The sequence below is a fragment of the Bacillus sp. B-jedd genome (genome assembly GCF_000821085.1).
Classification (GTDB): domain Bacteria; phylum Bacillota; class Bacilli; order Bacillales; family Cytobacillaceae; genus Bacillus_D.
Map to the genome: position 1 here is coordinate 20,355 of NZ_CCXR01000002.1, position 15,929 is coordinate 36,283.

At 48.1% G+C, this 15,929-nt stretch carries 12 protein-coding genes; 4 read left to right on the top strand and 8 right to left on the bottom strand.

Annotated elements, in window-relative coordinates; all coding sequences use genetic code 11:
* The first annotated feature begins 39 nt into the window (after nucleotides 1–39).
* From BN1002_RS21905 to BN1002_RS21920, 4 genes are all read left to right on the top strand, one after another.
* Complete coding sequence (locus BN1002_RS21905) at nucleotides 40–888, top strand: MurR/RpiR family transcriptional regulator (RefSeq protein ID WP_048828146.1); 849 nt, start codon at nucleotides 40–42, stop codon at nucleotides 886–888.
* Nucleotides 889–1,197: 309 nt separating this feature from the next.
* A complete protein-coding gene (murQ, locus tag BN1002_RS21910) occupies nucleotides 1,198–2,082 on the top strand; it encodes an N-acetylmuramic acid 6-phosphate etherase (protein WP_048828148.1) in 885 nt (294 codons plus the stop codon).
* A gap of 11 nt (nucleotides 2,083–2,093) precedes the next feature.
* A complete protein-coding gene (locus BN1002_RS21915; protein ID WP_048828150.1) occupies nucleotides 2,094–3,467 on the top strand; it encodes a PTS transporter subunit EIIC in 1,374 nt (457 codons plus the stop codon).
* 74 nt (nucleotides 3,468–3,541) lie between these two features.
* A complete protein-coding gene (locus BN1002_RS21920) occupies nucleotides 3,542–4,606 on the top strand; it encodes a DUF871 domain-containing protein (RefSeq protein ID WP_048828151.1) in 1,065 nt (354 codons plus the stop codon).
* Nucleotides 4,607–5,341: 735 nt separating this feature from the next.
* Here the strand turns inward: BN1002_RS21920 and BN1002_RS21925 are convergent.
* The 8 genes from BN1002_RS21925 to hemH form a co-directional block, all read right to left on the bottom strand.
* Complete coding sequence (locus tag BN1002_RS21925; protein ID WP_048828152.1) at nucleotides 5,342–6,118, bottom strand: enoyl-CoA hydratase-related protein; 777 nt, start codon at nucleotides 6,116–6,118, stop codon at nucleotides 5,342–5,344.
* A 93-nt stretch (nucleotides 6,119–6,211) separates the two neighbouring features.
* Nucleotides 6,212–7,780, bottom strand: coding sequence for a fatty acid--CoA ligase family protein (locus tag BN1002_RS21930; protein ID WP_048828153.1), 1,569 nt, complete (start codon nucleotides 7,778–7,780; stop codon nucleotides 6,212–6,214).
* Between the two features lie 217 nt (nucleotides 7,781–7,997).
* Nucleotides 7,998–8,987 (bottom strand): lipoate--protein ligase, encoded by a 990-nt coding sequence (locus tag BN1002_RS21935; protein WP_048828154.1) that lies wholly within the window; start codon nucleotides 8,985–8,987, stop codon nucleotides 7,998–8,000.
* A gap of 95 nt (nucleotides 8,988–9,082) precedes the next feature.
* Nucleotides 9,083–9,817, bottom strand: coding sequence for an MBL fold metallo-hydrolase (locus BN1002_RS21940; RefSeq protein WP_048828155.1), 735 nt, complete (start codon nucleotides 9,815–9,817; stop codon nucleotides 9,083–9,085).
* Nucleotides 9,818–9,942: 125 nt separating this feature from the next.
* Nucleotides 9,943–12,138: a YhgE/Pip domain-containing protein gene (locus tag BN1002_RS21945; RefSeq protein WP_197072893.1), complete on the bottom strand. Its 2,196-nt coding sequence runs from the start codon at nucleotides 12,136–12,138 to the stop codon at nucleotides 9,943–9,945.
* A gap of 106 nt (nucleotides 12,139–12,244) precedes the next feature.
* Nucleotides 12,245–12,823: a TetR/AcrR family transcriptional regulator gene (locus BN1002_RS21950; protein ID WP_048828156.1), complete on the bottom strand. Its 579-nt coding sequence runs from the start codon at nucleotides 12,821–12,823 to the stop codon at nucleotides 12,245–12,247.
* A 556-nt stretch (nucleotides 12,824–13,379) separates the two neighbouring features.
* The gene (hemY, locus tag BN1002_RS21960) at nucleotides 13,380–14,807 is read right to left on the bottom strand and encodes a protoporphyrinogen oxidase (protein ID WP_048828158.1); all 1,428 of its coding nucleotides are present in this window, start codon (nucleotides 14,805–14,807) and stop codon (nucleotides 13,380–13,382) included.
* A 27-nt stretch (nucleotides 14,808–14,834) separates the two neighbouring features.
* Nucleotides 14,835–15,773: a ferrochelatase gene (gene hemH / locus BN1002_RS21965; RefSeq protein ID WP_048828159.1), complete on the bottom strand. Its 939-nt coding sequence runs from the start codon at nucleotides 15,771–15,773 to the stop codon at nucleotides 14,835–14,837.
* Nucleotides 15,774–15,929 lie beyond the last annotated feature (156 nt).

Here is a 15,929-nt window from a genome sequence, read left to right on the forward strand (position 1 = left end):
CTATGATAAATGTAGCTTATAAGCTGGGAGCTGGAAATGATGAATCCACTTTTAACTAGAATCGAGCGGGAATTGGACAATCTGTCCGATGCCGAACGGATTATTGGCCAATATATTATTGAGCACCCCCAATTTGTCCCGAATATGACAACGAAGGACTTATCAAAGAAGACCGGGGTCAGTGAATCGAGTGTCGTCAGGTTCTGCAAATCGATCGGGATTGGCAGCTTTAAATCGTTCAAGCTGGAGCTGGCAAAACAAAATGCGACTGCCGGGCCGAATCTGACCGATTTTTCAATTTTGCAGCAAAAAGACTCCCCGTATGATTTGTTTCATCGGGTCACTTATACGAATAAAGCAGCGATTGAATCCTCGCTTGCTTCACTGGACAGAAAAGAATTGGAACGGGCGGTCGAAGCCTTCCTCAATGCATCAAGACTCATTTTCTTCGGTGTCGGGGGATCAGCGACCCCCGCCCTTGACGCCCATTATAAATTTTCCAAACTGGGCTATAATTCCGTGGTGGCGCATGATTTCCATTACTTGCTGTCATTGATTCCGTATCTTACTCCAAAGGATATCTTTGTCGCCATATCGATGTCAGGGAAAACAAAAGACGTCCTTGAACTTGCCGGTTTTGCAAAAAAGAAAGGCGCCATCGTCATCGCCATCACAAATCTTGATAAATCACCGCTCTATAAGATGGCATCCATCCGCCTTTGCACTCCCGCGGTCGAACAAGACTTCCGGGTCGGAACTATTTCTTCCCGCATGACGCAGCTGAACATAATCGACGCCCTATATTTAAGTGTTTTCAACCAGGTTGGTGAAAAAGTTGTTGAACAATATCACCAGGCCAGGCAGGAAGTTATGAAATTAAGGCGTTGACGTTCGAACATCAGACCCCCGCCCTTTCCGGCGGGTGTTTTCATTTTCGCGCTGACCCTTCTGTTAATTGAAAAGATTATGTAGAAGAGAAACTCGTTTTCCGTGGCAAAAAAACTGGATATCAATGGCGCTTGAGTATATTGGACTAATTTTCGCCGGGATGGTCTGAACAGGCATTTTGTATCATAAAAATTTATTAAATATTTAAACAAATGAAATTTATATTCAAGATTATACAAAATTATATTGACTTTAAATTTCACCATAATAAAATAGAATTGTATCCAATTTCAAAAAAAGGATGGTTCTATGCTTGATAAACTGACAACAGAAAAAAGGAACGACAGGACAATGGACCTGGATTTAATGTCTGTGAAAGAAATCCTTGAAACGATGAACAAGGAAGACCAGACCGTTCCCCTATCCGTCGCAGGAGAAATCCCGCAAATCGAAAAAGCGGTCACGAAGACCATTTCATCGTTCCGCCAAGGCGGGCGCCTGATTTATCTTGGAGCCGGGACAAGCGGGAGACTTGGGGTTCTTGATGCAGTCGAATGCGTACCGACATTCGGTTCCCAGCCGGAAATGGTACAGGGTTTTATAGCGGGTGGCATGAAAGCGTTCACAAAGGCTGTTGAAGGCGCGGAGGATGACGAATTGCTCGGAGTCGAAGACTTAAAGGGTATTTCCGTCAATTCCAATGATACTGTCATAGGCATCGCAGCCAGCGGCAGGACTCCTTATGTGATTGGCGCTTTGAAATATGCAAGGACACAAGGGGCGACAACAGTCAGCATCAGCTGCAACAAGAATAGCGAAATCAGCAAATATGCCGAAATCGCCATTGAAGTCGAGACCGGGCCTGAAGTATTGACCGGATCGACAAGGCTGAAAGCCGGCACCGCCCAAAAGCTGGTCCTCAACATGATTTCAACAGCTTCGATGATTGGCATCGGCAAAGTGTACAAAAACCTCATGGTTGACGTTCAATCCACCAATAAGAAACTTGTGGAACGGTCCAAGCGCATCATCATGCAGGCAGCCGAAACCGATTATGACACCGCAGCCGAGTATTATGAGAAGGCTGACCGGAATGTGAAGGCAGCGATCATCATGATCCTCCTCAATTGCTCGTATGAGGAAGCTGCCCAAAAGCTCGAGGAATCAAACGGATTCATTAGAAAGACCAAATAGGAGGAATAAAAGTGAAAAAAGAACAACGCATGGCCAATGATATTCTTCAGCATATCGGCGGCAAGGACAATGTGAGAGGCGTGGCCCACTGTATGACCCGCCTTCGCCTCAGCTTGAAGGATGATTCCAAGGCGGATATCGCGGCACTGAAAAATATCGACGGTGTGATGGGCGTGGTCGAGGATGACAATCTGCAAATCGTTGTCGGCCCAGGTACAGTGAACAAAGTTGCCGCAGAAATGAGTACGCTTACGGGACTTCGTGTCGGAGAAGAAGCAAATGCCGATGATCTGACACTAGAAGAAAGAGCGGCCCTGAATCACTCGAAGGTCAAAAAGAAAAACAATACGCCAATAAAGAACCTGCTGCGCAGGATTGGAAGCATCTTCATTCCGCTTATTCCAGGTCTTGTTGCTTCGGGTCTCATTAACGGGGCAGTCAACTTCGCGAAAAACGCTGGCGTTGATCCTACACAAACATGGATGCAAATCCTTCTTGTCCTAGGCGGAGCGGTATTCGGATCGCTGGCAGTGCTTGTCGGCTGGAATACAGCAAGGGAATTCGGCGGAACACCGGTCCTTGGCGCGATTGCCGGTATTGTCCTGTTCAGCCCAGGCCTTGCGGAAATTAATGTATTTGGTGAAGCGCTCATACCAGGGCGAGGCGGCCTCTTTGGTGTCATTTTTGCCGCATGGCTCATGACTGTAGTTGAAAAACGAGTAAGGAATTTTGTTCCGAGTTCAGTTGATATTATCTTTACATCCCTTATTACGGTTTTAATTGTCGGATTCTTTTCACTGTTTGTCATCATGCCAGTCGCGGGCGTCCTTGCTGACGGTATCACTTCTGGATTGAAAGCGATTCTTGATGTTGGCGGCGTTGTCGCAGGTGCGATTCTTGCCGGATTCTTCCTGCCGCTCGTCATGGTCGGCCTGCATCACGGCTTGACACCGATTCACCTGGAGCTCATTAACTCCATTGGCAACACTCCGCTTCTTCCAATACTGGCAATGGCTGGTGCAGGCCAGGTTGGTGCGGCAATTGCTATTTTCACAAAAACAAAGAATAAGAGACTCCGCAACATCATCAAAGGTGGTCTCCCAGTTGGTTTCCTAGGCATCGGCGAACCGCTTCTTTACGGGGTTACCCTGCCGCTTGGACGCCCGTTCATCACAGCTTGTCTCGGCGGCGCCGTCGGCGGTGCGTTCCAGGCTGTCATGAAAACAGCCGCAGCAGCGGTCGGCGTATCCGGCCTGTCCCTGACTCCGCTGATTGTTGAAAACAAGTTTATCTATTACTTAATCGGCATTGCCCTTGCTTACGTATTCGGCTTCATTTTCACTTACCTGTTTGGTTTCAAAGAGGAAATGGCGGATAATATTTAATAAATCCATAGGGACTTGGCACTTTTGCAAAAGAGTGCCAGGTCTTTTTTTGAAAGCGAAAGGAGCTTTTACATATGCTTGGTATTTCAATTTATTTATCTGAACCTGTCGCGGGTCAGGAGCCGTATATCCGCAAAATGAAGGAACATGGATTCGATTCGATTTTCACCTCCCTCCACATTCCCGAGGATGATCCCTCTCGATACCGTGATGAGCTGAAACAGCTCGGTGCCATTGCCCGTGAGCTGAATATGGAACTGGTCCCTGATATTTCGCCCAATTCACTCAAGCATCTCGGCTGCACATGGGAAAACGCCGATTCGCTGCTCGAGTGGGGTTTGAGTGGGCTCAGGGTCGACTACGGAGTAGAGCCTGAAACCATCGCCCTTCTTTCGCAAAAAATGAAGGTCGCGCTGAACGCAAGCACCCTTACAAGGGAAGAAATCACCGCCTTGAAAAAGTGCGGCCTAAACACGTCATCCGTTGAGGCATGGCACAATTTCTATCCACGGCCGGAAACTGGCCTCGATCGCGAGAGCTTCCGGAACAAAAACCGGATGCTGAAAGAAGAAGGCATTACAGTTATGGCTTTTATTCCAGGTAATCGGCAAAGGCGCGGTCCCTTGTTCAAAGGTTTGCCTACGCTCGAGGACCATAGAGATTCCTCCCCTTTCGCTGCCTTTCTCGACTTGAAGGAGAATGAAGGGGTTGATAAAACTCTCGTTGGCGACCCTGAGTTGTCAGATTCAGCCTTGCAGCAATTTTCCGCTTACAGGGATGACGTATTTTACTTGCGGGCAAGCGCGTTTTCAAGCGACCAGCCCCTTCTTGAAACACTGTCTGCGACCCAGTCCAATCGCCAGGACAGCGCCCGTGATGTTATCCGTTCAATGGAATCACGGATGTACGCGCTAATTGGCACGAAAGATGTTCCTGCCCTTAATGCCGTGGAAAGGCCAACCGGATCAATTACAATCGATAATGAAAAATACGGACGCTACCAAGGCGAAGTCCAGATAACGAAAAGAGATTTGGCGGCTGATGAAAAAGTGAATGTCGTTGGACGGGTAATCGAAGAAGACCTGCCGCTGCTCCCTTTTGTTAAAGGCGGCTGCAAGTTCATGCTGAGATGGGTTTAGTTTTAGGATAAAGGAAGGGCCTGCTGCTGAAATAGCGGCGGCCCTTTTCTTGTTTAGATTTAATTGTTCCGCTGTTTCTTCGGCGGCCAAGATAAAGTACAGGAGGAAGACTAGTTATATCAACCCTCTATCTGTAATTTTCACTAGTGAAAACTTACTACCTATATAGTAGGCGTCAGACGCCTACTATACAAAGAAAATAATTATAGCTAATTATCACTAGTTAATTCAAGTGATTAACTAGGTAATACCTCACAACCGCCCTATTTTAACTAGTAATTATTCACTACACCCCCTAGTCCGGGCCAGACCCCTACTATATTAGCAAAATATTTATAGTTATTCTTCACTAGTTAACCGAAGGGATTCACTAGTGATTATCGCTTTTTCCACGAAATTTAACTAGTGAATTTTCACTAAACCGTCTAGTACGGGCCAGACCCCTACTATATTAGCAAAATAATAATAGCTATATTTCACTAGTGATTGCGTATTCAACTATATAGGTTGAAATAAGGATTGGTATTCATGCTGGTGCGGGGTGGTTGATTTCCGCTCCGGGCATTTCGCTTTCCGCGGGGCGTCAGTGGAGCCTCCTCGTCGCGTTGCTCCTGTGGGGTCTCCCCTTGCCGCTCAATCCCGCAGGAGTCTACATGCCTGAGCTCCAATCAACCAGTTTTTCAAATACTAGTGTAATTATTAAGCGTAACCTATATAGCTAGCATCCGCCGCAGTCTATTTCCCCTGAAAATTAGGTCGCCGCTTTTCGCTGAACGCTTGCAGCGCTTCTACCCTGTCCTCAGTTGGGATGAGCGCTTCGTAAGCCTGCCGCTCGATTTTCAGGCCGGTCTGCAAATCCGTCTCCATCCCCTGCTTGATTGCCAGTTTTGCCTGTCTGAGGGCAATCGGTCCGTTATTGAGGAGATTTTTCGCAAATTCAACACTCAGTTCCATCGCCCGGCCATCCCCGGCAATCCGTGTCAGCAGCCCATATTTATTCGCTTCCCCGGCCGTCAGGCGGTGTGCGCCGAGGATAAGCTCTAGCGCCTTCGCCTGTCCTATCAGCCTTGGAAGCCGCTGCGTCCCGCCAGCTCCCGGTATGATCGCCAGACTCGTTTCTGTCAACCCTAGCTGGATACCCTCTTCCGCAATCCTGAAATCGCACGCCAGGGCAAGCTCCATTCCGCCCCCGAAGCAAAAACCGTTTATGGCGGCGATGGTCGGCTGCGGCATAAGATCGACGAGACTGAAGACTTCACTGATTTTGCCGACATTCCTCAGCACCTGCTCAACGGTCAGGGTCCTTCTTTCCTTTAAGTCCGCCCCGACACTGAACGCTTTTCCGCCGGCGCCCGTAAAGATTACGACGCGAACATCGTTGTCGTTGCTTACTTCCTTGACCACTTCCTCCAGCCTGCAAAGCGTGTCATAGTTGAATGCATTCATCACTTCGGGCCTGTTGAGGGTAATAACACCAATATAATCTCTTTTTTCAAATAGAATTTGATCCATAGTCAATAACCTCCCATTTGGCATGGCAAGGGGCAGACACTGGCAGCCTGCCCCCTGATAGAACATATTCAAGTGTTGGTTCGTACTTTCCTATTATTGTTTTGCCGCCTCGGTTACCTGGGTCCGCAACGCCCTGCGCAAAATTTTCCCTGTGGTGTTCTTCGGCAGTTCTTCAAGGAATTCTATTTTGGATGGCACCTTGTATTTCGCCAGGCGCTCACTGCAAAAATCAAGCAGTTCCTCTTCAGTAAGAGCGGGATTTTTGGAAACGGCATATGCAATGACCGCTTCACCGAAGTCCGGGTCAGGAATGCCGACGACGGCTGCTTCAATGATTTCGGAGTGATCATAAAGCACTTCCTCAACCTCGCGCGGGTAAACATTGTAGCCGCCAACGATGACCAGGTCCTTTTTCCGGTCGACGATGTAGAAATAGCCCTCATCGTCCATCCGGGCGAGGTCGCCGGTATACAGCCAGCTGTCGCGGATCGTAGCAGCTGTTTCTTCCGGCATTTTATAGTAGCCCTTCATAACATTCGGGCCCCTGACAATCAATTCACCTACCTGGCCGGGAGGCACTTCCTCGCCGAGTTCGTCGACCACCCTGTTCTCGACATTGACAATCGACATTCCGATCGAACCTGGCTTCCGCTCGCGGTCAAGCGGATTGAAGCAAGTAACGGGAGATGCTTCGGACAGGCCATAGCCTTCTGAAACCCGGACATTGAATTTCTTTTCAAAATTATACAGAAGCGCGACCGGCATCGACGCCCCTCCTGAAACAGCAAGGCGGAGTGATGTAAAGTCCTCCGGATTTCCGCCTGCGTTTGCATACTGGAGAAGGAAGTTATACATCGTGGGCACGCCCGCGAAAATCGTCGCTTCCTGTTCGCGTGCAAGGTCAAAGATATCCTTAGGGCTGAACTTTGGCGCGATCAGCATAGTAGCGCCCGACATCAGCGGCGCATTCAGGGCGACGGTCAAGCAGAATACATGGAACATTGGCAGGACCGTAACAATTCTATCCTGCTCATTCATATTTAAATAATCGGCAATATCGATCGCATTGCTGTAAAGGTTCTTTTGCGTCAGCATTGCGCCCTTTGGCTTGCCTGTCGTCCCTGACGTATAAAGAATGACAGCGGTATCATTTTCATGCAGTTCAGGGCCTGCAAAATCAAGTCTGCCGGTAGCGAGGACGTCTGTAAACGCCTTCAATTTCGGGTAGATGCTTAGTTCCTCTTTATGTAGGCCTTCCGCTTCAGGCTGGTTGGAATCGCAAATAATATAGTGCTCAATTTTTGGAAGGAGCTGGTGTGACTTTTCAGCGACAGGAATCAGCAGATCCAGCGAGATGACTGCCTTCACATCGGCATTGGTCAGGATATAGCCGATTTCGTCCGGACTGTAGATGGGATTGACTGGTATGACGGTGGCTCCGAGGCGGAGCGCGCCATAAAGGCTGATGACAAAGTATGGCGAGTTTCCGAGCAGCAGGGCGATATGGTCGCCTTTTTTAATGCCAAGCCGCTCCAGCCCTGAGGCAAATTTGGTAATGGCGGCATCGAGCTCCCCATAAGATGTCGGGTTGCCCATGAATACATAAGCGCTTTTTTCCGGCATGGCCTGTGCAGTCTCGTGAAGCCTGGTCGATAGGTTCAACTTCATCTCCCCCTTGAGGCGTGAATGGAAATCATTCACCTTCCCGCAAAATTAAAAATATTCTAAATTCATTATAAAGAATGGCTTGCTCCCCTTCAAGTTTTACTGAGCTCGGGATTAAAGAAAAGCCTTCCCAGTGGAGGTTCACATTAGGGGTTTCCGGGATAAAATCGCCATAATAAAGCCCCCGCTGCGAAATCAGCGGAGGCCATGAAAATTAATAGACCAGCTCAATAAATTCATCTTTGGTAATGTTGCCGAAGTAATGCCTGATTTCCACATTTTCAAGCGCCGCGGCTATGTCAGACCTGTCGTAGCGGATGCCTTTCAGCTTTTCTTCAATCTCGGAAACGTCACCGACTCCGAAGAAGTCGCCGTAAATTTTGCAATTTTCGATATGGCCCTTTTCAACTGTGAGCCTTAAATCAATCGAACCGACTGGGAAACGTTTTGAACGCTGGAGATTGAATTTCGGCGAGCGGCCGTAGTTCCAATCCCAATTCTGGTACCGTTCTTTAGAAAGTTCATGGATTTTCTGCCAGTCTTCGTCAGTCAGTTTATATTCAGGAATGTCCTCTGCCCCGTCAAAAATATAGTTCAGAAGCATGGAGCGGAACTCTTCCATCGTGATCTTCCTGTCCAGGAACTCGGAAATGTTGGCGACCCGGCTCCTAATCGATTTGATGCCTTTTGATTCAATCTTCTCTTTTTTCACTTTTAACGCGGCGACAACGGCATCAATCTCCGAATCAAGCATGAGCGTGCCGTGGCTGAACATCCTGCCCTTAGTGGAGAACTGCGCGTTACCGGATATTTTCCGGCCGTCGACCGTAATGTCATTCCGGCCGCTTAATTCTGCATTAACGCCCAGCCTTGCAAGCGCCGCGACAACCGGCTCGGTGAACTTCCGAAAATTGTGGAAGCTTTCTCCGTCATCCTTCGTGATGAAACTGAAATTAAGGTTGCCGAGGTCGTGGTACACCGCTCCGCCGCCTGACAGCCTGCGGACGACGTGGATTCCGTTATCTTCAACGTAATCGGTATTGATTTCCTCGATTGTATTCTGGTTCTTACCGATAATAATCGAAGGCTCATTAATGTAAAAGAGCAGATATGTCCGATCAATATCGAGGTTTTTCAGTGCATACTCCTCTATGGCCAGATTAATGCGCGGGTCTGTAATTCCCTTGTTATCAATAAACAGCATGGCAATACCCCTTTTCTATATGTATGGGCAAAAAGGCTGCCCCCGGCCAAATCATGCTGGCCGCTTTATTCCTGCAAAACCACACAGTGATGCAGCTACAGCTCCACCACCATGAATTCGTCGGCAAGCCTAATCTTGCCGCTGTATTCCTTTGAAGCCTCCTCAACAAGGTTGTTGAGTTCGCCGTAATGCGGAAGATGGGTCAAAATCAGCTGCCCGGCTTCTGAGCGCCTTGCAAATCTGCCTGCTTCCGTGCTCGTCATATGGCCGGCACCCTGTCCTGACTGATGGGCATAAAAATTGCACTCGCACAACAGGACATCGGCATTTTTGCTGAACGGGATGAACTCTTCCTTGAACGCGCTATCGGCTGTGTAGACAATCGACTTGCCTCCCGCTTCGAATCTCATCGCATAGCAAGGAACCGGGTGGACTGTTTTCAAAAAGGTGATGTCAAACGGACCTATTTGAAGAGCCGCACCTGGTTTATAGGCAAATCCTTTCGTTACCCCATCGTGGGTGAGCTTCCTGAATTCGGCATCATCCTCTTTATGGCCGTAGATCGGGAGAACCGGCAATTTCCCTTTAAGGAAACCTTGGATGAGCCTGGCATGGTATAAAACACTGATGTCTGCGACGTGGTCTGGATGGTAATGCGACAGGATGACAGCATCCAATTCCTCCGGCTGTACCACATTTTGCATTTTCGCCAACACACCGCTGCCACAATCAATGAGCAGCTTATAGCCATCTTGCTCAAGCAAATACCCTGTGCTGGCGCCATTTTTCTTCGGATAGCCGCCCCACTGGCCAATAATCGTCAATTTCATTTATTCCACCTCATTATCGCTGATTTTTCTAGTATTTACTATACTCAAAATTACAAACTTTTTCATGTTTCTGGCCCGATAGACAAAAAGCGGCTGCCAGGATCAGCCTGGCAGCCGCTTTTATTTTAGTTCGCCAAAATGGCGTATTTCTTTTTGTGCATTGTGATGAAATAGCCCAATGTTCCAAGCGCGAACACAACGCTGAATCCAATCAGCACAAGCATATTTTGCGTCATAAAGGCGAAATCACCGCTTGAGATGACTGCCTTGAATCCGGCCACTGAGTAGGTCATTGGCAAAAATGCATTGAAGTGCTGCAGGAAGCCCGGGATCAATTCAAGCGGGAATGTACCAGCGCTTGTTGTCAGCTGTAGAATCAAAATGATAATGGCCAGGAAACGGCCAGGATCGCCAAGTGTTGTCACAAGAACCTGGATGAGTGTGATGAATGTCAGGCTCGTTACGATTGAGAACAGAATGAATAATGGAATGCTTTCAACATGGATCCCCAGCGCGCCTAAAAGGATGGCGTCCGCAAGCAAGGCCTGGACAACGCCAATGCCGGCGAGAATGCCGAACTTGCCGAGGAACCAGCTTAACCCGTTTCTCGGGGTTCCCGCCGCTTCCCTTAATGGGAATACGATTGAAAGCAGCAAGGCGCCGACGAACAATCCGAGTGACAGGAAGTATGGAGCAAAGCCTGTCCCATAGTTTGGCACTTCATTGATTTTCTCGTTTTTCACTTTAACCGGATCGGCCATCATATTGTACGTTTTATCATCGGCCTTCACCCCGGATGCTTCATTTGCTCCGTCTGAAAGTTTGTCAGCAAGTTCTTTGGAACCGGCGGCCAATTCAGATGTGCCTTTTGCCAGTTGTTCAGAACCATCGGCAAGCTTTCCAGTACCTGTTTTAAGGGCGCCCGTACCAGCGGCCAGTTGGCTTGTTCCGCCTGACAGCTCGGAAGAACCGGCGGCCAATTCATCAGCTCCCGCTTTCGCTTTCGCAAACTCCGCCTCATAGGTTTTTAAACCGGAAACGACTTGTCCCTGTCCTTCGGATAGTTTTTTCGCACCAGCTTCAAGCTCACTGCTTCCTTTTGCAAGAGCATCCACTCCTTGGCTGGCCTGTACTTCTCCGTTTTTCAAATCAGCGAGGCCCCCGGCTAGCGTTGAAGTTCCTGCCTGAATTTTACCCGCGCCATCGCTCAGCTGGCCTGTTGCGACTGCCAGCTGGGAGCTTCCGGCTTTAAGTGCGGCCAACTTTTCTTCATATACTTTACGCTGCTGTTCTGGAAGGCTTGCGAGCATCGGCTGCAGCCCCTGGACAAGTTCATCGATGCCTGCATTGAGTGATGCGGCGCCAGAAGCAGCTGCCTGTGAACCTTTTTGCCATTCACCCGTTTTCGCATTCAAGGCATTTGCACCCTGTTGGAGCTTGTCAGTCCCTTCCATCATCGCTGGGAGCTTACCTTTCAGCATCTCAAGCCCTTCCCTGGAACGCGCAGCTCCTGATGCAAGCTGGTCCGCGCCTGCTTTCACCTGTTCGGCTCCGGCTGTAATCTTCTGATGCCCGCCCTGGAGTTCCGCCATGCCAGAGGCAAGCTGTTTATTTCCTTCACTGACCTTGGCGGCGCCGGCATTAAGCTTATTGGCGCCTTCGGAAAATTCAACCGCTTTGCCGGCAAGAGTCTTAAGCCCATCATTCAATTGGGCAGAACCCGCCTGCAATTCAGACGATCCGTCACTAACTTGTCCGGCACCTTCGCTGGCCTTTTTCACTCCATCGGCCAGGTCGCCAATTTTATCAAACATTGTTTCCGCGTATGTTTCAGTCACTTTTTCCGAAAGGGAAGCTTTTATCTTATCAACCGCGGTCCCGCCAATTTGCGCCGATAGGAAGTTGTAGCTTTCATTCGGCACATAAATCAGTTTTAGTTTTTCAGGATTTTCATCAAGCAAGGTAGTTGCATTTTCGGAAAAGTCGGCGGGGATTTCAATCAGCATATAGTATTTCTGGTTCTTCAACTGCTTATATCCCTGTTCTTTTCCTACTAGCTCAAAATCAAATTCCTTACTGTCTTTCAATTTATCAACAAGATCATTTCCAAGCTGGAGGTCTTCTCCATTAAACTCGGCCCCCGTATCACTGTTGACGACGGCGACGGGTAAATCGGCGAGTTTTGCATAAGGATCCCAGAAAGCCCAGAGGAACATTCCCGCATATAAAACAGGAATGAACATAACGGCAATGATTGGAATCAGAAGCTTTCTGTTTTTCAAAATAGCTGCCATTTCCTGTTTAATCATGATGTTTTTCACTAATTTGACCTCCTGATAATAAGTGACCGTTTTGTTCAATCAGTCATTCCAAAGCTTAAATGAGGGATTACCAATCGGTTTGATAATCCCAAGCGCAAAGCATTATTTAATTGTTCTTTCTCAGCCCTTGGAAGATATACCTTTCAAAAATGCGGGCGATTTCTTCTTTTTCAAGTGGCTGATGATATTTCTCCCAATCAAAAATCAATGACACATAAAGCTTTAAAATAATAAAAGCTGTTACTTCCGGATCGCATTCGCCAATTTCTCCGCTATTGATGGCAGCCTTCACTTTTTCCTTCATATAGTTGAGAATCGCCTGTTCAAGTGTGGCGAGTACTTCCATAACTGCGGGCGTTCCCATTTCCTTTTCTTCCTGAAAAAGCTTAATTGTCAGCTGATGCTCTTTGCGGAACTCCAGCATTTTATACAATGAGCGATGGACATTCTCATGGAAGGAAAGCCCGGGTTTAAAGGCTTCATCTGCCTCCCTTTTCATTTCCTTGATAAGGGAAGTAATGATTTCATCGAACAGCTCTTCTTTATTTTTGAAAAAAGTATAAATGGTGCCCTTTCCAACATTGGCAAGCCTAGCTACCTGATCCATTGTTGTGGCCTTATAGCCGAATAACGAGAATGACTTTGTCGCAGCTTCAATAATATGCTGCCTCCTGTCGATTGACAATGCCCCACCTCCAGTCATAACAGACTCTTTTTATCAAAAAATGACCGTTTGAACAAATCAGTCATTTTGTACAAAAAGTAGTATATCAAACTGGTTTTGCAAAAGCAAGGAGTAAATATTCATATCCACTCTCGACGATTCCCAAGCCACCCTTTTAGCCCCCCTTTGCAAAATTGCTTTTTAAAGTGATCTCCTGCTGATTCAGCGAGGGGTCACCAGAAAATCTTCCAATCTTCCGGCTTGGCAAAAAAGGAGGCACAGGGGGATTGGAAGCAGCATAAACAGGTGAAAATTCCGGAGGCACTCCGGTCTCCATCCTGTATGGTGTAAACAGAAGCTGTTGAATCGGAAGGTTCTCAATATTTCTTTTCAGTAGGGCCACCTTCTTTTTGGTTGATAGTTCATCCTATTCCGCCGGTAGGATAATTATCCTTCTTGCACCAATGTACTAAGGGGCCAATTTTGCAGACCAAATAAGAAAATGCGCGGGTTTCCCCGCGCATCGATTAATGCTTCAGCTATGTTATTAGATATTCAACCATTTTGGGTTCCCCAATTAAGACTGGGATAATTTCAGGTATTCCAAAACATCCCTTACTGCCGCTTCTCCCTGATCAATGCAATCCGGCAGACCGACTCCCCCGAAAGAAGCACCAGCAAGGAATACCCCCGGCAATTCCGCCGATAAGTGTTCCCTCAACGTTTCAAGCCGCTGCCTGTGGCCGACGGTGTATTGTGGCATGGCATCCTTCCACCTTGAAACAATGACAAATTCAGGGATGCCCTCAATTTTCATTATTTTATTCAAGTCTTCCAGGACGATCCTCACGATTTGGTCATCAGATAAATCGACGATTGTATCATCGCCGGACTTCCCTACGTAGCAGCGTAGCAGCGCCTTTCCTTCCGGTGCCGCATGGGACCACTTTTTATGCGTCCACGTACAAGCGGTGATCGTATAATCGGCATTCCGTGAAACGACGAACCCTGTCCCGTCAATGTCCTCTTTAATCGCGCTTTCCGGGAACGCCATCGCGACTGTTGCAACCGATGTGGAAGGTACGTCCTTCAACGGGTCGAAAAAGCTGTATTCCGAAAAGATCGACTGGGCCGCATGATGGGGAACGGCTGAAATAATACAGTCAGCAATCAGGGACTCCCCATTGTTCAAGACAACTTCATAGAAGCCGTCTTCCTTCGCAACACTCTTTACTTTCAGTCCTTTTAAGATGGAATTGGGCTCCAGTTTTGCTTCAATAGCCTCTGCGAACGATTGCAGGCCTGTCTTGAAGGTAAGGAATCCGCCGCTTCTTTTTTTGCCGCTTTCATCCCGTTTTTTGGCCGGGGCTGGAGAAGACTTTTTCATGCCGAGAATCAGACTGCGGTTTTTCTGTTCCACTTCGTAGAACTGCGGGAATGTCGCCATCAGGCTCATTTGGTCGATATCCCCTGCATAAATACCCGACAGCAGCGGCTCGATAAGGTTTTCCACCACTTCATTCCCGAGTCTCCGCCTGAAGAAGCGCCCTAATGACTGATCCTGTCCCGCAGGTGATTTTGGCAAAATAAAATCGGCTGCCGCGCGCAGTTTTCCCGGCACTGAAAATAAACCAGTCGTAATAAATGGGCCAACTTCAGTCGGAATCCCCATAATGGAACCGCCGGGCATTGGATAAAGCTTTTCCTTTACAAGGACATAGGATTTCCCGGTTGAATTGCTGATCAGCTCGTCCTTCATACCAACTTCTGCTGCAAGCCTTGACATGCTCGTTTTCCGTGCCAAAAAGGAATCTGGGCCGCGCTCAATGACATATCCGTCCTTGATGACCGTCTGCATCTTGCCGCCGAGGCGGTGGGACGCTTCCAAGAGGACTGCTTCAAGAGGCAGGTTCTTTTCGCGTGCTATTTTCTGAAGGTAGTAGGCAGCTGTCAGCCCTGCCATGCCTCCCCCAATAATTAGGACTCTTTTTTTCCCTTCCTCCACGGATATCGCCTCTTCTTTGCTTTTATTCTAATTTCCGTTCTTTAACTTATCCATAATGACGGTTGCGATGGCGTCGATAAACTCTTCCTTCGCATTCGGCATTTCCGGACGGTAATAGGCAGCGCCAATTTCGTCCGTGACGACTTTACATTCATAATCATTATCATAAAGAACTTCGAGATGGTCGGACACAAAGCCCGCAGGCACATACACGAACGCCTTATAGCCTTCCTTTTCATAAAGTTCCCTAGTCAGATCTTGGACATCAGGGCCAAGCCAAGGCTCTGGAGTCTGGCCTGCACTTTGCCAGCCAACAGCATAATTCTTTATGCCTGCCCCGGCCGCGATCAAATCGGCCGTTTCGTTTAGTTGGTCAGGGTATGGATCACCCGACTGGAGGATCCGTTCCGGCAGGCTGTGGGCTGAAACAATCAGAACAGCTTTTTCACGTTGATCTGCCGGCATTTTTTCAAATACATCCTTCACCTTTGTTGCCCAATATCCAATAAATTTCGGTTCATCATACCAGCTTTCAACGGATTGGATTTGGGGGCCGCCGAGCTTTTCGGCTTCCTCTTTCGCCCGGCCATTATAGGACTTGACGCTAAAGGTGGAAAAATGCGGTGCCAATACGATGCTGACCGCTTCTTCAATTCCGTCCTCGTGCATTTGTTTCACGGCATCCTCGATGAACGGTTCGATATGCTTGAGTCCAAGGTACATTTTAAATTCAATTTCATCCTGAATCGAATTGAGGCGGGCTTCCAGTCCTTCTGCCTGATCCTCGGTAATATGGGAAAGTGGAGAAATACCGCCAATCGCTTCATAGCGCCCCCGCAGCTCCTCCAGCATTTCAGGAGAAGGCTTCCGGCCGCGCCTGATATGTGTATAATAGCGCTCCAAATCATCGAGGGTATATGGAGTTCCATAAGCCATGACGAGGAGACCCATTTTCTTTTTTGCCATTTTCCACACCTCTTATTGTCCCGGGTTTAACCGGTGGTTTATGTAGTAGTTTTAATTGATGAATAACCGCAATCGGCAGGGATTTCTCCCTGCCGCATGACAATCCCATTCTATTTTGCCAAAAAAAACGGCCGCATACCACCATTTACACTTCTA

What these genes read in the sequence shown, in the direction of transcription:
- BN1002_RS21920 (WP_048828151.1), top strand. Translation starts at nt 3,542, where the DNA reads ATGCTTGGTATTTCAATTTATTTATCTGAACCTGTCGCGGGTCAGGAG.
- BN1002_RS21935 (WP_048828154.1), bottom strand. Translation starts at nt 8,987, where the DNA reads ATGCTGTTTATTGATAACAAGGGAATTACAGACCCGCGCATTAATCTG.
- BN1002_RS21905 (WP_048828146.1), top strand. Translation starts at nt 40, where the DNA reads ATGAATCCACTTTTAACTAGAATCGAGCGGGAATTGGACAATCTGTCC.
- BN1002_RS21925 (WP_048828152.1), bottom strand. Translation starts at nt 6,118, where the DNA reads ATGGATCAAATTCTATTTGAAAAAAGAGATTATATTGGTGTTATTACC.
- murQ (WP_048828148.1), top strand. Translation starts at nt 1,198, where the DNA reads ATGCTTGATAAACTGACAACAGAAAAAAGGAACGACAGGACAATGGAC.
- hemH (WP_048828159.1), bottom strand. Translation starts at nt 15,773, where the DNA reads ATGGCAAAAAAGAAAATGGGTCTCCTCGTCATGGCTTATGGAACTCCA.
- BN1002_RS21940 (WP_048828155.1), bottom strand. Translation starts at nt 9,817, where the DNA reads ATGAAATTGACGATTATTGGCCAGTGGGGCGGCTATCCGAAGAAAAAT.